General features: G+C 61.3%; 17 protein-coding genes. 4 read left to right on the top strand and 13 right to left on the bottom strand.

Annotated elements, in window-relative coordinates:
- A complete protein-coding gene (locus HU742_RS24830; RefSeq protein ID WP_186633246.1) occupies positions 1-876 on the top strand; it encodes a metal ABC transporter substrate-binding protein in 876 nt (291 codons plus the stop codon).
- 70 nt (positions 877-946) lie between these two features.
- Here HU742_RS24830 and HU742_RS24825 read toward each other — a convergent pair whose 3' ends face one another.
- A complete protein-coding gene (locus HU742_RS24825) occupies positions 947-1,468 on the bottom strand; it encodes a DUF3617 domain-containing protein (protein WP_186611323.1) in 522 nt (173 codons plus the stop codon).
- 140 nt (positions 1,469-1,608) lie between these two features.
- Here HU742_RS24825 and cls point away from each other — a divergent pair, with 140 nt between their 5' ends.
- Positions 1,609-3,048 carry a cardiolipin synthase gene (cls, locus tag HU742_RS24820; protein WP_186633249.1) on the top strand — a complete coding sequence of 480 codons (1,440 nt, stop codon included), beginning with the start codon at positions 1,609-1,611 and terminating at the stop codon, positions 3,046-3,048.
- Here the strand turns inward: cls and cfaB are convergent.
- The 5 genes from cfaB to hflK (HU742_RS24795) all read right to left on the bottom strand — a co-directional run bounded on the left by cfaB (position 3,045) and on the right by hflK (HU742_RS24795) (position 10,372).
- Positions 3,045-4,232, bottom strand: coding sequence for a C17 cyclopropane fatty acid synthase CfaB (gene cfaB / locus HU742_RS24815; protein WP_186644920.1), 1,188 nt, complete (start codon positions 4,230-4,232; stop codon positions 3,045-3,047). The genes cls and cfaB overlap by 4 nt on opposite strands.
- Before the next feature lie 197 nt (positions 4,233-4,429).
- Positions 4,430-6,325 carry a heavy metal translocating P-type ATPase gene (locus tag HU742_RS24810; RefSeq protein ID WP_186633255.1) on the bottom strand — a complete coding sequence of 632 codons (1,896 nt, stop codon included), beginning with the start codon at positions 6,323-6,325 and terminating at the stop codon, positions 4,430-4,432.
- On the bottom strand, positions 6,322-7,374 hold the full coding sequence (gene hflK, locus HU742_RS24805; RefSeq protein ID WP_186644921.1) for a protease modulator HflK: 1,053 nt from the start codon (positions 7,372-7,374) through the stop codon (positions 6,322-6,324). Before hflK (HU742_RS24805) ends, HU742_RS24810 begins: the two co-directional genes overlap by 4 nt.
- Positions 7,371-8,411 carry a protease modulator HflC gene (gene hflC / locus HU742_RS24800; RefSeq protein ID WP_186644922.1) on the bottom strand — a complete coding sequence of 347 codons (1,041 nt, stop codon included), beginning with the start codon at positions 8,409-8,411 and terminating at the stop codon, positions 7,371-7,373. The genes hflK (HU742_RS24805) and hflC overlap by 4 nt, the downstream gene beginning before the upstream one ends.
- Entirely contained in the window at positions 8,408-10,372 is a 1,965-nt protein-coding gene (gene hflK / locus HU742_RS24795) for a protease modulator HflK (protein WP_186644923.1), read from the bottom strand. The genes hflC and hflK (HU742_RS24795) overlap by 4 nt, the downstream gene beginning before the upstream one ends.
- A 219-nt stretch (positions 10,373-10,591) precedes the next feature.
- Between hflK (HU742_RS24795) and lpdA the strand changes: the two genes are divergently transcribed.
- On the top strand, positions 10,592-11,992 hold the full coding sequence (gene lpdA, locus HU742_RS24790; protein ID WP_186644924.1) for a dihydrolipoyl dehydrogenase: 1,401 nt from the start codon (positions 10,592-10,594) through the stop codon (positions 11,990-11,992).
- 64 nt (positions 11,993-12,056) lie between these two features.
- Here lpdA and HU742_RS24785 read toward each other — a convergent pair whose 3' ends face one another.
- The 4 genes from HU742_RS24785 to HU742_RS24770 all read right to left on the bottom strand — a co-directional run bounded on the left by HU742_RS24785 (position 12,057) and on the right by HU742_RS24770 (position 17,144).
- Positions 12,057-14,207, bottom strand: a complete 2,151-nt coding sequence (locus HU742_RS24785) for a hypothetical protein (protein ID WP_186644925.1) — start codon at positions 14,205-14,207, stop codon at positions 12,057-12,059.
- Positions 14,194-15,387: a DUF3142 domain-containing protein gene (locus tag HU742_RS24780; protein WP_186644926.1), complete on the bottom strand. Its 1,194-nt coding sequence runs from the start codon at positions 15,385-15,387 to the stop codon at positions 14,194-14,196. The genes HU742_RS24785 and HU742_RS24780 overlap by 14 nt, the downstream gene beginning before the upstream one ends.
- Positions 15,388-15,489: 102 nt before the next feature.
- Positions 15,490-16,116: a glutathione S-transferase family protein gene (locus HU742_RS24775; RefSeq protein WP_186644928.1), complete on the bottom strand. Its 627-nt coding sequence runs from the start codon at positions 16,114-16,116 to the stop codon at positions 15,490-15,492.
- Between the two features lie 125 nt (positions 16,117-16,241).
- The gene (locus HU742_RS24770; protein ID WP_186633278.1) at positions 16,242-17,144 is read right to left on the bottom strand and encodes a LysR family transcriptional regulator; all 903 of its coding nucleotides are present in this window, start codon (positions 17,142-17,144) and stop codon (positions 16,242-16,244) included.
- 230 nt (positions 17,145-17,374) lie between these two features.
- Between HU742_RS24770 and HU742_RS24765 the strand changes: the two genes are divergently transcribed.
- Entirely contained in the window at positions 17,375-19,579 is a 2,205-nt protein-coding gene (locus HU742_RS24765) for an LTA synthase family protein (RefSeq protein ID WP_186644930.1), read from the top strand.
- A 60-nt stretch (positions 19,580-19,639) separates the two neighbouring features.
- Here the strand turns inward: HU742_RS24765 and HU742_RS24760 are convergent, their stop codons facing one another.
- The 3 genes from HU742_RS24760 to HU742_RS24750 are packed head-to-tail and all read right to left on the bottom strand — an operon-like array spanning position 19,640 to position 22,359.
- Positions 19,640-20,629 (bottom strand): aspartate-semialdehyde dehydrogenase, encoded by a 990-nt coding sequence (locus tag HU742_RS24760; RefSeq protein ID WP_186644936.1) that lies wholly within the window; start codon positions 20,627-20,629, stop codon positions 19,640-19,642.
- A gap of 57 nt (positions 20,630-20,686) precedes the next feature.
- The gene (gene rarD, locus HU742_RS24755; protein ID WP_186633287.1) at positions 20,687-21,616 is read right to left on the bottom strand and encodes an EamA family transporter RarD; all 930 of its coding nucleotides are present in this window, start codon (positions 21,614-21,616) and stop codon (positions 20,687-20,689) included.
- Positions 21,613-22,359 (bottom strand): iron-containing redox enzyme family protein, encoded by a 747-nt coding sequence (locus tag HU742_RS24750; protein WP_186633289.1) that lies wholly within the window; start codon positions 22,357-22,359, stop codon positions 21,613-21,615. The genes rarD and HU742_RS24750 overlap by 4 nt, the downstream gene beginning before the upstream one ends.
- Between the last annotated feature and the right edge of the window lie 46 nt (positions 22,360-22,405).

Genomic DNA, 22,405 nt, shown 5'->3' with positions numbered 1-22,405 from the left:
ATGCGCGTCCTGTTTCTGATATTCAGCTTGATGCTGTCCATGTCCTTGTCTGCCGCAGAAAAGCTCCACGTGGTCACCAGCTTCTCCATCCTGGCCGACATGACCCAACAGGTCGGCGGCGAACACGTCAAGATCATCAACATGGTGGGACCGGACGCCGATGCGCACACCTACGAGCCCACGCCGGACGACGCCAAGGCACTGCTCGCGGCAAAACTGATCATCAAGAACGGACTGGGCTTCGAGCCGTGGCTGGACCGCCTGGTCACCAGCACTGAAACCAGCGCCCCGGTGATCAGCGCCAGCCGTGGCGTGATCCCGCGTTCGCTGGATGAAGATGGCGAGACCATCCCCGACCCGCATGCCTGGCATAACCTTGCCAATGCCGAACTGTACGTCAGCAATATCACCAAGGCGCTGGTAGCCGCCGACCCGGCCAACAAGGCTGACTACGAACGCAACAGCCAGACTTACCTGAAGAAGATCTACGCCCTGCTCGCCGAAGCCAAGACCAAGTTCGGTGCACTGCCTCCGGGCAATCGCAAGATCGTCACGTCTCACGATGCGTTCGGTTACCTGGGCCAAGCCTATGGCATCGACTTCATGGCGCCCCAAGGCTTGTCCACTGAGCGTGAGCCATCGGCGGCGGAAGTGGCCGCCCTGATCACTCAAATTCGCCAGGCGAAAGTCAAAGCGGTGTTCATGGAAAACATCAAGGACGCACGTCTGCTCAAGCAGATCGCCGACGAAAGCGGCGCGCACATTGGCGGCACGTTGTACTCCGACGCCCTCGCCGCCAGCGGCCCCGCCAGTACCTTCACCGGCCTGTTCGAGTACAACCTCAACACGCTTTACGAGGCATTGAGCCGGCCTTGATCGGCTGGGCTAGCAATACGCAACCCGACGGGAGCGAACGCCCTCGTCCCAGGGGCTGGTTTGAAACAGGTCAAGCCCTCGGCTTGACCGTGCCGCAATCCTGCCCCAGCCACACGGCTCGAGTGTCGAGGCTACCGTTCTGCTGGATCCCAGTGGCGTTGAACGTGCCGTTGACCTTAGTGGTGAATTCTCGATCGCTCTGGAATGTCGCGATACCGTTGCCCTGGGCTTTAGGGCAACTGAAGCGAAACTTCCACTGATTGCCGGTTCGCTCGGTGATCTGCTGTTTGCATCCCGATTGCGGGTCCTGCAATGGAATGTCGTTGGTCTGGACCTGTGCCGGAGTCAGGCACACCCGAATGCCCTTGCCGCCCATGGTAATGCCTTGCTTCTCGAGCATTGCCCGCTGCTCCGGCGTCATCTGGCCTTGCAGCTGGCCGAGGATCAATTGCAGGTCCGGCAGGTTCTGGTTGTCGACTTTCATATTGCTTGTCGTCAATTCCCACAGGCCCGGTTGAAGCATCTGCGCCTGAGCCGCCACAGGAACCGACAAGCCAACGGCCAAGGCCAAACCCAGCAGACGAACTTTCATTGCAAAAACTCCAGAGGACAAGTGGCCGTTAGACGTCTTCCACAGACTTCGGTTCAGGCTCGGGGCGAGTGAATTAAATAGCGACATTCGCGATGGAACATGGTCTGTTAAGCATCGAACCTCAGGAGCATGGCTGTCCCATGGATTATTTTGGCCCGCATGTTTTTGGTTACCTAATCGCGCTGCTCCACACCCTCGGTTCCATTGCCGCCGTTCATGCGGTGCTTACCGTGCGAACCGCCCAAGGCTCGATCGCCTGGGCCCTGTCACTGGTGTTCATTCCGTACCTGACACTGATTCCCTACCTGGTTTTTGGTCGCAGCACCTTCGACGGTTACATCAAGGCGCGCCGGCAAGCCAACGAAGAAATGCGCAAGGCGATTTCTGAATTGAATTGGCGCCCCTGGGTCGAAGAGGCGCTGACCGCCCGCGCGTCCCAGGCTTATGCTTCGTTACGGGCGATGCCTAAATTGGGCCGGGCACCGTGCCTGGCGAACAATCAGGTGCGGTTGCTGGTAGACGGCCAGGTAACGTTCGAGGCTATTTTCCAAGCCATTGAACATGCCAGGGAAGCGGTGCTGGTTCAATTCTTCATCATCCACGACGACCGTCTCGGACAACGCCTGCAGGCATTGCTTTTAAAGAAAGCCGCCGAAGGCGTGGCCGTGTATCTGCTTTATGACCGTATCGGCAGCCATTCCCTGCCCCACCGTTACGTCCAGGCGCTGCGGGACGGCGGTGTCCACGTGAAGGCGTTCGCCACTCGCAGCGGCTGGCTCAACCGGTTTCAGGTCAACTTTCGCAACCACCGCAAGATTGTCGCTGTGGACGGCGTCCTGGGCTTCGTCGGCGGCCACAATGTGGGCGATGAATATCTGGGTGAAAAGCCTCCCTTGGCCCCCTGGCGCGATACCCATGTCGAAGTCCGCGGCCCCGTTGTGGGCAGCATGCAGGAGTCATTTGCCGAAGACTGGTTCTGGGCCGCTCGCTCGTTGCCGCCGTTGATCCTTCCGGACACTTATCCAGAGGGCGGCGTGCTCTGCCAGCTGTTGTCCAGCGGTCCGGCCGATGCCTACGAAACCTGCTCGCTGTTCTTTGTCGAGGCCATCCATGCCGCAAGCGAGCGGGTCTGGATTACCACGCCGTATTTCATACCCGACGAAGCAGTGTTTGCGGCACTGCGCCTTGCGGTCCTGCGCGGGGTGGATGTGCGCATCCTTCTACCGTCGCGGCCGGACCACAAGATTGTCTACGCCGCATCCAGCCTCTATGCCTTCGAAGCGGTTCGGGCCGGCGTGCGGGTGTTCCGTTATGAGCCAGGCTTTTTGCATCAGAAAGTTGTCTTGGTCGACCGGGAAATAAGCGCCATCGGCAGCGCGAACCTGGATAACCGTTCGTTCCGATTGAATTTCGAGGTGATGCTCCTGACGGTGGATGCCGCCTTCGCCAGCGAAGTGGAGCAAATGCTGGAAAACGATTTCGCCCAAGCCCACGAAATCGCCAAACAAGAAAGCCGGGAGACCCACCGCCTGCAGAAAGTCGGCATGCGGATCGCCCGGCTCATTTCCCCGATCCTTTAAGGGATGTAGATGTCGTCGCGGGTCCAGGGCAACTCATGGCTACCATCGGCATGGGCCTTCACCGCGAGAATCTGGTGCAGGTTGATCCAACCCTTGGCAAACGCATAAGCGCAGCCGGCCAAGTAGAGTCGCCAGATTCGCAGCGCCTGTTCAGGCACTTCCCTGGAGGCGGCTTCGAGGTTGTCTTCGAGGCGCTCGCTCCAATGGTCGAGCGTGCGCGCGTAATGCATGCGCAGGCTTTCCACGTCGACGATTTCCAACCCTGCTTCGCTGATCTCGGCAGAGATCATTGACAGGTGCGGCAGTTCACCGTTGGGGAACACGTACTTCTCGATGAACTCACCCGCGCCGCGACCGACCGGGCGGCCGTCGGTGTGCTTGGCAGTAATCCCATGGTTCATTACCAGGCCACCCTCGCGAACGGCGCCAAACAGCGTCTTGCAGTACTGCGCCAGATTGGCGTGCCCTACGTGCTCGAACATACCTACGCTGACCACTTTGTCGAAGCGACCGTCCTGGGGCAGGTCTCGGTAATCCATCAGCTGGAGCTCAACTTGATCCGCCAGCCCTTGCGCGTTGACCCGCTCGCGGGCCAAGGCCAGTTGCGCGTTGCTCAGGGTGATGCCGAAAACCCTGGCGCCGAATTCTCGCGCCGCGAAGCGGGCCAACCCGCCCCATCCGCACCCGACGTCCAGCAGATAGTCGCCCGGTTGCAGGCGCAACTTGCGGCACAGATGGCGGAACTTGGCTTGCTGCGCTTGTTCGAGGGTTTCGCTGCCGGTTTCGAAATAGGCGCATGAATATGCCATGTCGCTGTCGAGCCAGAGCTGATAAAAGGCATTGGATAAATCGTAATGGTAGGAAATCGCCTTGGCGTCGGTTTCCTTGTCATGGACCGAGCGCATCGGCAAATGTCTGTCGTCGTCTTTCAACAAGGCCTGGCTCAACTCGTCGCAGACCCGAATGACTTCGTTGATCGAGCCCTCGAGTTCAAGTTTGCCTTCGACAAATGCCGCTCCCAATGCGTCCAGGCTGGGATGGGTGAATTGCGCAACCATTTGTGGGTCCTTGACCACAATCGTGACGCTGGGGTCGGCACCCAGCGTGAACTCATTACCGTCCCAGAGCCGCAGCCGAAGCGGAAGATGCAGATTCTGTAAGGCCGGTGGAAGGTGAGCGAGCATGAAGAATCCCCCCTTGTTTCAGACGTCTGAAATGAGGGTAGACCATCGTAGAAAAATAGTAGGCTATCGAATTTATAGCCTTTTTCTATCGCTTCCAATTCTACTGTTTGAGCAGTAACCGCCTGAAGTGGTGCGCCCCTCTCGTAAATGACTGTAGGAGCGACCAACAGTTCGCTTCAAGTACTCAAGCAGACACGCTAGATTTTTGGCAAGGGCTCCTGGAACCGCAGCAGCCGTCCAGCGTTACCCAGTACCAACAATGTGCTTAGGTTATGCAGCAGCGCCGCGATCATCGCCCCCGCCGCCCCGAGCCAGCCAAATGCAGCGAAGGCGACGATGGCCAGCGTCCAGCCCAAGCCGATGATCACATTGACCTGGAGCGTCCGCCGGCATTGGCGACTCAATCGCACGCAGGTGCCCAGGCGCCGCAGGTCGCTGCCAATCAGGACAATATCCGCCGACGCGAGGGCAATGTCCGCGCCGCCAGCGCCCATCGCAACGCCCACCACGCCGGCCTTGAGCGCCAACGAATCATTGATCCCGTCCCCCACCACCATGGGCCGGAACCCGTGGCCAATTTCGGCCATGACCCGTTTGAGCTTATCTTCTGGGAATGCCTGAGCCTGAACGTCATTAATGCCAACTTCTTGTGCCAGGGCAGTGGCCACGCTCTGGCGATCACCGGTCAACAACAACTGGCGCCCCAGGCCAAGCGCGCGTAATTGCTCCATGGCCGCCCCCGCTTCCGGCTTGACGCTGTCGGCCAGCAGCAGCCAGGCGAGAAAGTGTCCATTTAGGGCCAATCCGGCGATCGGGCCGTCATGATCGGGAATCGTCGAGGTCTGGATCCCCAATTGGGCAAACAACTCGGGGCGGCCGAGTGCAGCCTCCCCTTGCTCGGTCATTGCCACCACACCCAAACCCTGGCGTTCGTGGATATCAGTGAGTGGCAGATAATTGTGCTGTTCCACCAAGCTCGCCAAAGCACGACTGACCGGATGACTGCTGGCCGAGCCGAGGCTCGCGGCCAATGGCAGCAGCACGGTGCGATCAGCTGAGGCACTTTGGATCGACTGCAGGCGCAACGTGCCATAAGTCAAAGTGCCGGTCTTGTCGATGACCAACGATGTCAGGTCCGCCAGCTCTTCAAGGAAGGCCGAGCTGCGAATCAAGATGCCATGGCGCGCTGCCACCGCGATGCCGGCAATCGCCGTGGCCGGCGCCGACAGCACAAGGGCGCAGGGACACGCCGCGACCAGAACCGCGAGCATCGCCTGGGCGTCGTTGGTCACGAACCAGGTCACCGCCGCCAGCAACAGCACCAACACCAGGTAGCTACCGGCGTATCGTTCCAGCAAACGCGTAATCGGTGGCTTGGAGCGCTCGGCGTTTTGCATCAGGGCAATCACCTTGCCCAGCGTCGATTCCTCGCCGGTGCGTGTCACTTGCAGACGCAGCAGACCATCAAGATTGATCGCGCCGCCAAACACTTCGACGCCGGCCACCGCTTCCAATGGCACCGACTCCCCGGTAATAGGCGCGGTGTCGAGACTTGCCTGACCGGACAACACCCGACCGTCGGCGGGCACCCGATCTCCAGCACGAACCTCCACCACATCGCCAGGTCGCAACGTACCGTTATCGACTTCGACAATCGAGCCGTCGGCCTGCACCTTGCGGCCCTGGCTGCGGGTCAACTGGCCGAGTGCGTGAATCGCTTCCTGGGAGCCAATGACACTGCGCTCTTCCAGGACGTGACCGAAAATCATGATGATCGGTAGCAGCGCCGCGGTCAGCAGATCGCCAGTGGCCCAGGCGCCGAGCATCGCCAGGGCGATCAGTTGATCGGTGATCCCGTGCAGGCTTGGATAACGCAAGCTGTACCAGGCGGAACGCATCACCGGCACCGCTACCAACAATGAGGCAAACCCCAACAGCAGTTGACTGACCCCGCTTTGCTCCGGCGACCAGCCGCGCCATGCAAGGCCCAAGGCAAGCAGGCCGAGGGCGAGCATAGCCAGCGTCAGTTGCCGTGCGGCTGAACGCTGCTCGGCGGAGGACAACATCGGCATGGCTGTGTTTTGGGCGGTCATTGGCCGGCTCCCTGGATGATCAGACGGCTGTCGTCTTTCGGGTCGACCGTGGTGACTGACCCCGCCCGGAGGAGGATGTCAGGCATGCGTTCGCGGTAAAGGCGCAGCAACATCTGAGGATCCTGGCCTTGGGTTTTCGCCAACCCGAACACCGTAGCCGTGTCCGCCGAAGCCTTGGCGAGCCGTTCGCCGGCCTGCGCATGGGCGACTTCCAACGTGCGATCGGCATCCTGGCGGGCGGCCTGGGTTTGTTTCTCGGCTTCGGTGTGAGCATTGGCGACGGCTTTGTCGGCTTGCTGGCTAGCAGTCAATACCGCATTGAACGCCCCCACCGCTGGGCCCGGCAGGCTCGATTGCACATCGACCCGGACCACTTCGATCCCCAGCCCCTGCCCTGTCGCTGCAAGATCAGCCAAGCGGCGGTTGATGCCTTGCACCAAGTCGCCACGCAAGCGTTCGCGGCGCTCCGCAGCCTGGTTGTCGCTGCCCAGCAGTTCAGGCCGGGCCACCAGAATGGTGTCCAGGTCCCTGGCGGCGGCGAGTGCCACGGCGCTGCGGGTCGCCAGTCGGTCCAGCGCCGGCAATACATGTTCACCTTGCAGGGCGTACGCGTAAGGCTCGGTGACCTTATAGAACACCCGCACATCCAGTTGCACCACACCTGCGTCACCGGTCAATAAATAACCAGAGCCCGCCAACGCGTCGCTGACCGGGGAAGCGAAACTGGCGACACGATCAGCTTGCAGAGCCGCGTCCGAACGCAACAGATTGTCGATCCTTCGCTCCAGTACGCGATCCGCAGCGGGCAACAGAATCACCTGTTCCACGGGACGAGGCCAGGCGATCAAGAGCCCGGCGTTCCGGATTCGATCAAGAGCACCAAAGTGCATCACCATCGCCCGGTCCTGCGGGTCGATCTGTCGCACATTGGAAAAAATCCAAGCCAATGCAGCCAAAATCGTAACGGCATAAAGAGCAAGAAACGCTAAGCGTCCGGCCTGGATCCATGGGCTGGACAACTCGTTTGTTCCACGTGGAACCAAACTCATGGCTGTGTTCCACCCTTGAGTTCCGCCGTCGGGGGACCGTCAACCAAGACACGGAACGGCGCGGCGTCAGTGCGCAGGATCAACTTGGTGCCTGGGCTGACAATGGTGCTCAGGGTGTCCAGGGAACGCAGCAGGTTGTAAAGCTGAGGCGAACCCGCATAGGCCTTGCCATAGATTTCAGCCGCCTCTACCCGGGACTGCGCCTCGATTTCAGCGGCTTTAACCGTTGCATCGGCTTGCAGGATTCGTGCATCACGTTCGGCGGAAGACCGAATCTGTGCGGCCTCACGCTTACCGATGGCCGTGCGCTCCGTAGCGATGGTTTCGCGCTCTGCACGCATACGGTCCACCGTTGCAGTGAGCGTCACTGACGGCAGCGTCAGGCGCTCGATGCCAACCTGAAGTACGCGCACGCCGTAGGTGGCCAGCAGTTGTTGTTCGATTTGCTGGCGCAACTGGGCTTCGAAATCAGCAATGCGCACTTGGCTGGGATCGGTGTTGACCAAGTTTGCCAGGTCATAACTGGCGGCCGTGGTCTCCAGGGCTGAACCGACAAACGTGCGGATTTGCCGCGCGGCTTCGTCCGGCTGGTTCTGCACGGCCCGCATGAAACGCTGCACATTGTCCGTGTCACCCTGCACCTGCCACGTCACGTAGGCCTGGACGATGATCCGTAACCCGTCGCGCGTACCGACGTCCTGCAAACCGCTGGAGCTGGTACGAAGGCGCAAATCCACCGGGATCGCCGCTTCGAATGGCGCTGGCCAGCGCCAGCCCAGGCCCGGCTGCAGCAACACCCGCGCCGGATTGCCAAAACGGGTGATGACGGTGGCTTCACCCGACCGCACTTGCACCAGGCTCGCGGCCGCGATGGCAAAGGCCACCAGCAATAATGCCCAGCTCATCCGTCGCCAGGGAAACGGCCCGGCCACCTGCGGATCGCCGTGATGGGCGTGATGATGTCCGTGGTGATGACCGGCATAGCCGTGATCGTGACCGGCGTGGTCAGGGTGATCGTGTGACGAAGACTGGCTCAATGGGCAGCTCCTGGCTGGACAGGGTTACGTGGCGACGCGGGGTCCGCCGGCAGCGTGAAGTTACGCAGGTCAATGGTCGGCGCGTTGCCGCTGCCGCCCAGGCGATGATCGAGTATCAGCAGATTGGCCTGGCCAAGTCCCTGGCTCAGTTGGCTAAGGTATTGCTCCAGGACGAAGGCGTGCCCCGCCGACGCGTAGGCTTTGCGATCGGCGTTGAAGCGCAGGTCCGCGGCCTGGGCGGTGGCGCTGATTTCCCGGGCGGTGCCTTGGGCCCGGTCATAGGCAACGCTCGCTTGCAGTTGCGCTTGGTTGGTTTGTTCCGCAGCGGCGCCACGCTCCCGGGCAATCAGTGCCTGGGCACCGATCTGCGCCGCCTGCACACCGTGGTAGGCATTGGCCGCACCGGCCGGTGGGTGAATCGCCTCTACCACCGTCGCGAGAATCTCCACGCCGCTGTCGAGTGATTGCAAGTCGGCCTGCACCGCACGGCCGATTTCATCCGCCAGGCTGACACGGTCCGCACCGAGCAAACCGTCCAGCGTGCGCGAAGCAAACTCATGCACGAGGATGCGGCTGGCGGTGCTGCGGATCAACGCCGGCACATCCGCACTGTTGTAAGTGGCCGCCAGTGCGGCGGCGTCCGTCAAGCCGATGCGATATACGAAGCGCACGTCCATGTTGACGATCTGGAAGCTTTGTTGATCGCCGCGCCGACTGGCAATCACTTGGGATTTGTCGTTCACATGACTGGCGTCCCATAAGCGATTGGCAACCGTCGGGGCAGGCCCTTCCGCTGGCTCAGCTTCCGGGACCACCTTGTTATCGCCGATACTGGTCGCCAACTCATGCACAACGCCGTTTTCTACGCTGAGCACCCTGCCCCACGGCCAAGGCAGCCCGGCATGCAGGCCCGGGCCGAAGACTTCCACCGGTTTACCAAACCGCTCATAGATGCCACGTGCTTGCAGCGGCACCTCATGCACGCCCGTCAGCAGCCAACCCACCAATGCCACCAGCGCCAGGACCGGCAAGAAGGCCCGGCGCATGTAGCTGAACGCCCAGATCTGGCGCAAGTCGATGCCGAAGCGGTTGTGCAGCTCATGTTGCAGGGCCAGCAACGGTTGCGGCGGCCAGCGCAGCAGGTCGGCGATGACGCTTCGCCCCAACAACCTCGGCTCCAGGGACTCCCGGCGCGGGCTGAACAACGAGAGCGCGGCGCGCAGCAAGAACTCCACCGCTACCAGCCCTGGCAATACCCCGGTCAGCACCGCCAAGCGCACCGGCCATACCGACGATTCCCCGGCGAAGAGCAAGCACAAGGCTGTCAGCACAAGAACGGCGATGGCGACTCGTGACAGTTGCGCGAGCGACGATGCTTCTGGCCATTCGAGGGCAGATTGTTGAACCAGTTGCCGCTCAAACACCAGCAAGCCGAACGCCAACAACAATGCGAGCACGGCGCCGACACTGGCCGACACGCCAAGCGAAGCAGCTGGAAGATCAAGGTTCCAAGCCTGCTCCAGACTCAACAGGGTCAAGAGCGACCAACCGGCGAGCCACAAGGCAGGCGCCCCGATTTGCGTCAGCAAACCAATCGAGCGGGCGCTGATTCGCTCGAGCATCTGCTCATACCAGCCCACGTTATCCACAGGCTCGGCGGCGGCAAGAACTGGGATTTCGACCTGGCGCACAAGCGCCTGGCTGCGCCACTTGGCCACCCAGCCAGCCGATTGCAGGCCCGCCACCAGCACAATCAAGCTGGCACTTTGGCTAACCAACAGCGCAGGCCATATCGACTGCGGCGAAAACAACCCAGTGAAAAACGCCAGCACCAGCCCAACGCTCGCCAGGCCGCCCAGCACAAAAACGACCCGCTTCAAGCGACGCGCTTGCAACGACGCCTGCTGAAAGCGCGGCCACTCAGCCACTTGTGCCCCTTGGATATCAAGATCGACTTGCATGTCACCCCAGCGCTTGTGGCGATCAAAATCTGCATTGGCAACCGACGCCCAATGCCGCTCCGTTACGTGGCGTTACCTTATAACCATTTCTGTGAAATTTCTGTTTTGAATTGTTCACGGTATGCAGAAGCCTGCCACTTGACGTAAGCCTTGACCGAATTCTTCGGAAACGCTCATATTACGCACATAATTTTTTTACAAGCCAAGCGGGAGAACGGTATGAGCAACTACGACGTCATCATTCTGGGCGGCGGTCCTGGCGGCTATAACGCGGCGATTCGCGCCGGACAGCTGGGGTTGAAAGCGGCCTGTATCGAGGGCCGCGCCACCCTCGGCGGCACCTGTCTGAACGTCGGCTGCATGCCCTCCAAGGCGTTGCTCCACGCTTCGGAACTGTACGAAGCGGCCAAGGGCTCTGAGTTTGCCAACCTGGGCATCAACGTCAGCCCCACCCTCGACCTCGTACAGATGATGAAGCAGAAGGACGACAGCGTGACTGGCCTGACCAAGGGCATCGAATTTCTGTTCCGCAAGAACAAAGTCGACTGGATCAAGGGCTGGGGCCATATCGATGGACCGGGTAAAGTGACCGTCACCGCCGAGGACGGCGGCGAGACCGAACTGAGCGCCAAGGACATCATCATTGCCACCGGCTCAGAGCCCACCCCGCTGCCCGGCGTAGACATCGATAACCGGCGCATCCTGGACTCCACCGGTGCGCTGTCCCTGGGCGAAGTGCCCCGGCATCTGGTGGTGATAGGCGCTGGCGTCATCGGCCTCGAACTGGGTTCGGTCTGGCGGCGCCTGGGTGCCGAGGTAACCGTGGTGGAATACCTCGATCGCATCTGCCCAGGCGTAGATGGCGAAGCCGGCAAGACCCTGCAACGGGCCCTGGCCAAACAAGGCATTCAGTTCAAGTTGAGCGCTAAAGTCACCGGCGCCGTGTCCTCGGCGAACGGCGTGCAGTTGCACGTCGAACCCGCGGCAGGCGGCGAGGCGCAAACGCTGGACGCCGATTACGTGCTGGTCGCCATCGGTCGCCGCCCTTATACCCAGGGGCTGGGGCTGGAGAACGTCGGGTTGGCGACCGACAAACGCGGCATGCTCGCCAACCAGCGCCACCGCACAGAAGCGCCGGGCGTCTGGGTGATCGGGGATGTCACCTCCGGGCCAATGCTGGCCCACAAGGCGGAAGATGAAGCCATGGCCTGCATCGAACAAATCGTCGGCAAGGCGGGCGAGGTCAATTACGAGCTGATCCCCAACGTTATCTATACCCGTCCGGAACTGGCCAGCGTCGGCAAAACCGAAGAGCAACTCAAGGCTGAAGGTCGCGCCTATAAAGTCGGCAAATTTCCGTTCACGGCCAACAGCCGGGCAAAAATCAATCACGAAACCGAAGGGTTCGCCAAGGTATTGGCCGATGAACACACCGACCAGATTCTCGGCGTGCATCTGGTCGGCCCGAGTGTCAGCGAGATGATCGGCGAGTATTGCGTCGCGATGGAATTCGGCGCATCGGCCGAAGACATCGCCCTGATTTGCCACCCCCACCCCACTCGCTCGGAAGCGCTGCGTCAGGCGGCGATGAATGTGGAAGGAATGGCTACGCAGATGTAGGCAACAAAGAGCACTGCGGTAGATTCCTGCGGCGGGGGAGCTCCCTCGCCACAGATTGATCAATCTACTCGGCTGCCATCCGCGCCTTGCGCTTGGGGCGGCTGATGAATGCCAGCACCACGGCCACCACGAGCACCGCGCCACCCACCTCCAACCACGCCTTGAAAGGCCGCAGGGCCGAGCGAATCGGTGCCAGGGCCTGGGTGACGTAGCGTTTATTCGCCTGGTCGAACGCCGGTTCCGCACATTGGTGACCGAAATCCCACGCCCATTCCACGTAGGGGCCTTCCTTCACGTAACGCTGATACAACGCACTTTGCACTTCCAGACTCGAGTTGTACCCGACCGCCTTGCACAGCACCGCCGCAAACGCCTGGCTGGTGTGCGGCAAATGATCGGCAGCCTGGCTCGCCAACGCCGTGGCGACAAAACGGTAGTGATAACGCACGTCCGGTTGCGCTGTGCTGGCCTGTTGCCGTTGCACTTCGCCTTCCGCTACCAGCGGACCGATCTTCAGCTCCACCGGCTCAAAACTGTAGTTGCCATCCAGGCTCGCGTAATCCGGCGCCATCTCGTAGCCCAGCAATTGCATGCCGGACTTGCGCGCGATGACGGACGCGTTGAAATACGCCTCGGCACGGCTGGTTGGCAACCATTTGGACTCGGCATCCTGGCGCAATTTTCCGTAGGCGCGGGCCTTGTCCTGCAGCTCGGCGTTATCGAAATAAGCCGGTGCCTCATCGTAGCGACCCTCACGCAGCAAGCGACGCCCCAGCAGGTTGCGCAGGTTCCCGGCTACGGACAACTGCACGTAGTTGTCTCGATCCTCCTGGCTCAACGGCGGCGGTGCCGGCACCTGGGCGTCGACATATTGCTTGAGTTCCTCGACGGTCAGCACGCGCTCGGCGACCGTCGCGGCGTCATACCAATAATTGCCCTGGCCGCGATAAAGCTGATCGAACGCTTGCAGATAGTCGCCCCGTTGCAACGCGAGGATCGCGCTTTCGCCCTCGACCCGACACTTGGGCTGTACCGTCTCGTAATCCCAGTCTGGCGTGCGGCGGGCGCCCCAGGACTCGTCCTGCGGAAAAGCCTGGGCGGCCTTGGCATAAGCCGCCGCCGCAGCGACTTTGTCGCCCTCGCGCAACGCGAGCTTGGCCCGCACCCACCAGGCCAATCCGGTGTCGGCGGCCTTGTCTGCAAACGCCTTTGCGCCAGCGTAGTCAGCGTGTTGATAACTCACCGCCGCCAAGCGATCAGCGTCTTCCAGGTTGCTCTGGGCGCTGGCTTGCAGAAGCTTGACGAGTTTTTTCTCGCCGGACGGCTCTTCGCCGTCCCACCAGCCGACACGGCTGAGCAAATAGGCGGTTACCAAGCGCTGGACCGATTTGGCTTTGAGCAATTCGCCCAGGCGTTCTTCCGACTCGACGCTGAGGCCGCCCGCCAACTGCAGCAACGAGCTGTAGCCGACCGGGGAGCCCTGAGCGTTCTGGCTCGCATACAGGCCGATGGCGGCGTCCCAGTCGTCGGCGGTATAGGCGACCCTGACCTCTTCGCCCAGGCTGGCGACGCCCAATTCCAGCGGATCACTGAAGCCGGCGATACTCAGCTCGCGAGCCTGGCGGAACGCTTGGCGAGCCTGATCCTGCATCACCGCCGGTTCGCCGCGCCCGGCCTCGACGCTCATGGCAAACAAGGCACGTCCCAAGGAATAGGCGGCCCAGGTGCTGCGCAAACGACGCTCGTCGGCCGGCAACGCGAGCAATTGCTGGAACGATTCGGCAGCACGCGGATGATCGCCCGCATTGAAGGCCGCCGCGCCGATCGCATACAACCGCAACTCGGCGGGCAGGTTCGCCGCTTCGGCAACGACCAGCTCGACATCGCTTGATGCCCGCAAACGCTCCACCACGGCTTGTTGCGGTGGCGTGAGGCCAAGTTGTTCGGCCTTGTTGCGTTGTTCCACGTAAGAAGAAACATCGTCGTAGCTGTAATCCGGGTTGCGCGTTGCCTCTGTCACTGGCTTCAACCCCGCGATGGCCTGGCCGAGGCGGCTGACTTCGAAGCGAAAGCTGCCTTCGGGCAGTTCAGCCAATGACTGGGCACGGTTATCCAGCAGGCGCATCGGGAAATCCGGCCCACAAGCCATTGCCTGGCCCAGCGGCAGGCTGAGGCTCAGGCACAGCAGGCGACGAGGCCAGTTACGGGTAGACATTGAATCCTCCTTGGTCAATTTTCGTACAGCGCGCCCAGCCGATAGCCCGTTGGGCACCGGCAGCCAAGCGGCCTTCCTGAATGCGGGTGAAGGTAAGCAGTCCGGGGGTTTGTTGCAACGTATAACCCGCCAAGGCATCGACCCCATCACAGGCGCCTACAGCAAGGGTCAGACGCTGGGGCCAGGGGCTGTCGAGATTGCCCTGGTTCACCAGCCGGATATCGTACAGGCCGTCTTGCTCGTCAACGTGCACCGCCAGGCGACTGTCGAGGCTGTCTCCACGGGCAACCGCGCCCAGCGTGGTCAGGCTCCAGACTCGCCGGTCCCCCGTCAGCGGCAGGCGAAACCAGATCAGCCCGGCCAAATGCTCCGGCGGTTCGGCGCGCAGGTCGGCAACAAGCCCGGCCACGGTTTGCGGATCGGCCAACAATTCCCGACGCTCGCCGCCCCGGTCGATGGGCACTTCGCTTTCCACCACCGGCGCACCGGTTTCCTGAGTCAAAAGCGCCACGCCATACGCCGGCAAGGCCAGATAAAAAGGCCGCGTGGTGACGGCCCCCCAACGCTTGGCCCAGCGCCTGGCCTGGCCGGCATCGAACAGTCCTTGCCGCGGGTCGCTGACCGCGTGAACCTGCAACACGCTGCTGTCCACCGTCTGCAACAACTCGGTCAGTTCAGGGCTGTCGAGCCAGGCCGGCAGCGCCGTGATGCTTAGCTGCAACGTGGTCGGCAAGGTTTGGCGCAATCGTGCGAGGAACGTCCGGTAGGCCGGCAGTCGTGCGCTACCGGCATCGTGATCGATCTCAACTCCCACCGGCGCCAGGCCTTGGGCTTGCCAGTCGCCTAGCACGTGTTGGATCTGCGCGATGACATCGTCTTGGTTGAGGGATTTGAGCTGACCGTCCAGGCGAATCACAGCCACCAACGGCCGACCGTCAGCCTTGAGCATCGCCGGATCGATCCGCGCCCGGCTCCAGCCGGCGCCGGGAAATGCCTGCAACGCCAACACCCGGACACTGGAAAAGTCGCCACGGCTCTGGCGCAGCGCCAACGCGTGAGCGGGTGTCCACTGGCGTTGCCAGATATAGAGTTGCTGATCGAGGACGAGAGGTGCGGGCTGATCGCAGCCACTCAGGAACAGCGCGGCAAGGGCCAGCGACAGCCTGTGGATAAAAGTCATGAAGCGCAGCCACCCGCGGGAAAAGGCTGGCAGATTAGCGCTTTCGACGTTTAACAGAAACCGTGGCGAGGGCGTTTGCCCCCTCCACGAGCGACCGGGTGCTCAAGCCTCCTTTTGCAGGCCCACAACGGTACGTGGCATCCCCACGAACCCGGGCAAGGCTTCGACCCGCGCCAGCCATGCGCGCACATGGGCGTAATCTTGCAGCGAAACATTGCCCTCTGGTGCATGGGCGATGTAGCTGTAGCCAGCGATGTCGGCGATGGTTGGCGTGTCACCGGCCAGATAAGCGCTGTTGCTCAATTCATGGTCGATGACCTTGAGCAGGCTGTGGGAACGGGCAATTACATCCTCGGCGTTATGGGACGCGCCGAATACGGTGATCAACCGCGCCGTGGCCGGTCCGGCATGCAGAGGTCCGGCCGCTACCGACAGCCAACGCTGTACGCGAGCGGCGCCGACCGGGTCCATTGGCAGCCAACGGCCTTGGCCATATTTTTGCGCCAAGTACACCAGGATGGCGTTGGAATCAGCCAGCACCACACCATTGTCATCAATCACCGGCACTTGCCCGAACGGATTGATCGCGAGGAAATCAGCCTGTTTGTGCGCACCCTTGGCCAGGTCGACGAAGATGACTTCGACTGGCAACTTGAGCAGCGACAGCATCAGCTGCACACGGTGCGCGTGGCCAGAGAGGGGGAAGTGATAGAGCTTGAGAGGGTTCATGGTCGACTCCGCTGGGAAATGACGCCATCGGTAAGCGGCGTCGATGGCTTCATCTTCCGCTCTAGCCCGAAGCTATAGAATCACCTGGAAACGCAATCCATCATTTCTATCGGCGCAACAATGCGTCAGCCTTTCAAGGCCGGGTGTTCGCGCAACGCGCTGACGATGAAGTCGACGAAGCTGCGAACGCGCGCCGGCGCATTGCGCCCGCCCTGGTACACCACATGGATCGGCAGCGGCGGGAGCTCGAAGTCAGCCAGGACGATTTCCAGCTCGCCGGCGGCAACGTTGGCCGCCACTTGATAGGACAGGACCCGCGTCATCCCCAATCCCTGGCACGCTGCACCAATGGCCGCCTGGTTGGCCGTGACCACCAGCCGAGGCGCGGGCCGGACTGACAGCGGCTGGCCTGCCTCGACGAAGGTCCAGTTCCTGACCTGGCCAATGGCTGATGACGACACCACGGGCATCCGCTCCAGGTCTTGTGGGTGCTGGGGCCGGCCATGGCGGGCGAAAAACCGCGCAGAACCGCACACCACGCGCCGCACCTCGCCGACACGAACGGCGTGCAAGCTGCTGTCGGGTAACTCGCCGATGCGCACGGCGACGTCGACGCCCTCCTCCACCATGCTGACGGTGCGATCCAGCAGCAGGGCGTTGACACAGACCTCGGAAAACCGCTCCAGGTAATCCACCAGCACCGGCGTGACGAACAGTTGGCCGAACAGCACGGGCGCGGTAATGGTCAGTTGCCCGCGAGGCTGTGCGTGGCTGCCGGCCGCCGAATCCTCGGCTTCCTGCAAATCGCCGAGGATCCGCCGACAGTCGTCGAGAAAGCGCTGGCCGGCTTCACTCAGATAGACGTTGCGCGTGGTACGTACCAGCAACGGCGTCCCGATGCGTTGCTCCAGCGCCGCCACTGCCCGCGTCACGCTGGCGGCCGACAGCCCCAGGCGCCGCGCAGCCGAGGAAAACCCAGAGTCCTGGGCGACGGCGACGAATACCTGCATTTCCTGGAACCTGTCCATCCATCCCCCGATGAGAAATCCTGATACAAGTTTTGCGCACGCCTCGAAGCCGCGTCGTATGGCCATTGTAGAGGCCCTGCAAGTGAACCACAGCCAGGCACATCGACGTTGAGCGGTCGCTGGCCGCTACGCTTGGTACCATCACGCACGATGTCATGACACTTTCATGACCGAAAGGAAAATCCTATGGGTTATCCGATGGATTGGCTTCAACCGAAGGGCCCGTTTCTGTGAACACTCTTTACCGCGCACTCACCCATCCATTCGCGTCACTCAGCGCCCTGGCTGGCGCCGTCCTGCTGGTCCCCATGGGCTTGCGGCTTGCATTGGGCTGGTCCGACCCGCTGGGTTATCTTTCGGACCTGGCCATCGGCGTCTTGTTGATTACGCTGCTGTATCGACGCCCCTGGTGGCTGGCATTGCCCGTGCTGCTGGCCTGGTGTGCGCTGACGCTGGCTTGCATCGAGTTGGTCAATGCCGTGGGCCGGATGCCAACACCGGCGGACATCCAATATCTGATCGACCCGCAATTCGTCGAGAATTCCACCAGCGGTGGCTTCGCACATCCTTGGCTTGCCGCCATCGTGCTCGCCGCACTGGCGCTGTGGTTGATCGTTCAGTGGACCAATCGGCGCCACCAGGCGCCGCCGTTGCCGCGCCACGCCTGGGCGCTGCCGATCCTGCTTTTGCTGGCCCACAGCACCGTGCAAACCTGGCGGCCCAACGAGGCGGACCAATGGAACCTGTTCAACCTGCCCCATCAACTCATCACCGCGGGCTTCGCCGCCGGTCAAGAGCATATCGAGCAACGGTTGGCCGGCGATGTGCCGGATCAGGTTCCGCCCATGGAAGGACTCACCCGGCTGGACCTTGATGGACAAAAGCTGCTGGCTGCACCGGGCCAAGCACGCAACGTGCTCGTCATCGCTCTGGAAGGAATCCCCGGCGCCTACTTGGAAACCAACCGCCAGGCCCTGAAAAGCAGTTATCAGGAAAACCTCATGCCGCGCCTCAGTGCCTGGGCCGAACGCGGCATGAACACGCCTGATTACGTGCTGCACAGTCACCAGACCATCCGAGGCCTGTACGCGATGCTGTGTGGCGACTACGACAAACTCGACGATGGCACCCCCAAGGGTGTCGAGATGTTGAATCAGACCCAACGCAACCAAGCCTGCCTACCGGCCCAGTTGCGCAAGAACGGCTTTTCCACGCACTTCCTGCAAGGCGCTGGCCTGCGGTTCATGGCCAAGGACCGGATCATGCCGCACATCGGCTTCGACACCACCTTGGGCATGGACTGGTTCACCCGCCCTGCCTATCTGGAATTCCCTTGGGGCAAGGATGACAAGACCTTCTTCGAAGGCGCGCTGGACTATGTCGGGCAATTGCAACAGGCCGACAAGCCTTGGATGCTGACCTTGCTGACCGTGGGCACGCATCAGCCCTACTCCGCGCCGGAAGACTATCTGGAACGCTACGACACCGCCAAGCAGGCCGCCGTGGGCTATCTGGACGACGCCCTGGACAGTTTCCTGACGGGCCTGGAACGCCAGGGGATTCTTGAAAACACGCTGGTGGTCATCACCTCGGACGAGTCCCATGGCATCGACGACGTACGCCTGGCATCGTCCTGGGGATTCAACCTGACGCTGGCGCCCGAGCCACTGCCCAGGATCAAGCCAGGCGTCTACGGCCACGTGGACCTGACCGCCTCGATTCTCGACTACTTCGGTTACACGGTGCCCGCATCATTGTCCGGTCGCTCGATGTTCCGGGACTACGCGACGGGCCGGGAAATCATGTCGTTCACCAACGGCAAGCTGCGCTATCACGACGGCAAAGGCACCTTCACCGAGTGCGATTTCCTCCAGCGTTGCCGCGACTACAAGAGCGAGGGCTTCATCGCCGATCGCGCCACCTACGCCGGGCAATACAGCGGCCAGCGCGCCAGGCTGATCAGCGCACGGGCCACGGCACTGGACCAGACGCTGCTCACCACGCCCTTGAACCAGCACTATCAGTTCGGCAGTGCTGAAAAAATCCCCCTTCCCGCGCAGGTCACCAACGATTGGACCGACAACCTCATCGGCGCCCAATACCTGGAAATGCCCAAAGGCACCCGCACGCGTGTGAGCTTGACCATCCGCGCCGTGGATACGGACCACGCCGCCTATATCTCCCTGAAGGCCAAGGAATTCGAGCGGGACGTGCCGATGGACTTGCCCACCGACGTGGCGGTGACCTCTGATCAACCGCTGGTAATGAATATCCACTTCGATAACCCGCAACCGCGCAAGGCGTTCTCTTTCCACTTGCTCGGTCACGGGACGGGTGCCGTGGAAATCAGTGACTTCAGCGTCATCACCGAGCTGCCCGACCAGCCGGAATACCTGGATGACATGCAAGAAGACAGCGAGCCTCAGTCCAGCTGAATGAAAAAACGCGCAACCGCCGAAAAGCGATTGCGCGTTTTTACGCCATGCCTCGATGGGTCAGTCATCGACCAGTTGCATGATCTCGAACGCGTTCAGCGCCGCCCCACGCAGCAACTGGTCACCGCTGATGAACAGGTCCAGCCCATGTTCGCCGTAGATCAGGTTATAGCGGATCCGTCCAACCTCCACCGCATGCTTGTACGTGGAGGTCATGGGCATCGGATAAACGCCCTGCTTGGGCTCATCCACCACCTCGACGCCCGGTGCAGCCGCCAGGAGCTCGCGCACCTGGGCCAGTGAATGCACCGGTTGCTTGAAGCGCAGGCTCAGGCTCTCGGCATGGGAACGCAGGGTCGGCACCCGAACCGCTGTGGTGCTGATGGCCAGGTCCGGTTCGTCCAGGACCTTGCGCAACTCCCAGACCACTTTCATTTCTTCGCGGGTATAACCGTTGTCTTCGAACGAATCGACTTGAGGGATGACGTTGAATGCCAGGTTATGGGCGAAGTTTTCGCTGTCGTCCTGATCGCCGTAGTCACTGAACGCCTTGGCCTTCTCCCGCAACTCGAGCATGGCGGGTTGCCCCGCGCCGCTGGCGGCCTGATAGGTGGAAATGATCGCGCTTTCCAACCCGAAGGCATCGTGCAACGGCCCCAGCACCATCAGTGCAATGGCTGAGGAGCAGTTGGGATTGGCAATCAGCTTTTCGCCCTTGTAGCGCTGGCCGTTGATTGGCGGAACCAGTAGCGGAATGTTCGGGTGATAACGAAACGCCGATGAGTTATCGATCACATAGGAGTTTTCAGCCAGACGCTCGCCGTACTCCAAGGCAAAGGAGCCTGACACACAGAGGAAAACGATATCGCACGAAGCGCAGCCTTCGACCGAAAAAGGCTCGATCAGGTGCTCGGTATTACCCGCCTTCAAGCGCTTGCCGGCCGAACGTTCAGAGGCCATGCAGACCACTTCATAGTCGGTGTCTTCAAGCAATTGCAGCATGGTCATGCCCACTGCACCGGTGCAACCCACTACGGCGACTTTCTTCATTTCAATTCCTTTATCCTGAAAAACCCGCGCCGTTTCAAGGCGGCGCGGGCGGGTAGGTCATGCCGTACGCATTTGCACGGACAATCTGGCGGCTGCCGCTGCACGCTGGACCCGAATGGAATTCAACGTGAACAACGCAAGCGCCAGCCAGATGAACGAGAACGCCGCCAGTTTCAACGACGAGACCGGTTCACCATAAACGAATGCCGCCAACAGGAAGTTGCAAATTGGCGGGACGAACTGCAAAAAGCCCAGCGTGATCATCGACAACTGCTTGGCCGCCAAGCTGTACCACCACAACGGCAGCACCGTGATCAGGCCCGTCGCGACCAGCAGCAGGTCGCGGGTGCCCGATTGCAGGAACTGGTGCCCCACGCCCTGGGCCTGCGCCAGCAGCAGGAACAGCGCCGCAAACGGCAGCAGCACGGCGATTTCGAGGGTTTGGATGACCACCGGATCGCCAGGTACTTTCTTCTTGAAGATGCCGTAGAAGGAATAGCAGAAGCCAATGACCAGTGCGATCCACGGGAAGGAACGCAGGTTCAGCAGTTCGAACGCCATCAATGTCACACCGGTGACGGCCAGGAAGATCGCCCAGGTCTGCAATGAAGTGAGGCGTTCCTTGAAGATCACCCGTGACACCAGCATGCTCATGATCGGGCTAAGGAAATAGCCGAAAGCCACTTCCAGCACGCGTCCGGTCATGATCCCGTAGATGTACATCAACCACCACAACCCCAACACTGCGGACACGGTGAGTACATTGGCCGGGCGAACCGTTTTGAGGGTCGAACGCAACGTTCCGACCCGCGCAGTCAGTAGCACAAGCGCCAAGAGAAACAACTCGGCGAACACTACCCGCCAAGACAGCAGGTGATAGGCATCGAGCCCAGCCAGCGGCTTGTACCACAGCGGATACGAGCCCCAGAGCAGCGTGGCGCCGAGACCGAAGGCGACGCCTTGTCCGGATTCGTTCTTGGCGGTCATTGGCGTCCTCCAGCGTTGAGTTTGCGCTCGATGCCATCCCAGTAGACTTCCATCAGGTGCAAGTACTGTTCAATCCCTTCAGCGAACAGACGACGCTCTTGCGGCGTTTGCAGATGCTTTTCCATGACGTTGAACACTGCGTTGGAGTGGCCAACTTCCACTTCCATGTGCAGCGTCCAGAAGAACCGCCCGCGGTCGCTGACGCCTTCCTTGATCAATCCATCGTTGTACTTAGAAACCATCGATGCCGACATCGCCTCGTCCGCGAACAACCCGCCCAGGGCCTTTTGCAGCGGCGGTTTGCTGTAGAGCGCGCAGATGCCGTCGTTCAATGCCTGGGTGCTGGGCAGGCACTTGTAAGCTTCGATCTGCTCCTCGCTGATGCCCTTGTCGTGCAGGAACTTGCGGTACAGGTCGGAATGGGAATGGGTTTCGCCCAGTTCGTCACGGGCATTGAAAGCGATCGTGCGCAGCACTGCCTCGTCACGGGTGATGGTGGAAATCCCACAGACGTAGAACGGCAGGTATTTGAAGTAATGCAGGGTTTCCAGGTACAGCACGTTGCTTTGCTCCGGCGGCAGGCCGTGCTCGGCGTAGGCATTGAGAAACGGGTGTTCGGTCGCCCGATGCTTGAGGATGTATTCGATCTGCTCATCCATGAACAACTTGAGTTCCAGATCGACGCCTTCGTTGCGCACGACGTAGGCGGTTTCGGATTGAAACGTTTCTTGAGTGATGGACATGGCCTGCTTCCTTGAGCCCCGGGGGCAACATTGATTCGATAGATGA

The organism is Pseudomonas marvdashtae, from assembly GCF_014268655.2.
Classification (GTDB): domain Bacteria; phylum Pseudomonadota; class Gammaproteobacteria; order Pseudomonadales; family Pseudomonadaceae; genus Aquipseudomonas; species Aquipseudomonas marvdashtae.
Note: the sequence above shows the minus strand (reverse complement) of the source record. Positions and strands in the feature narration are given on the sequence as shown.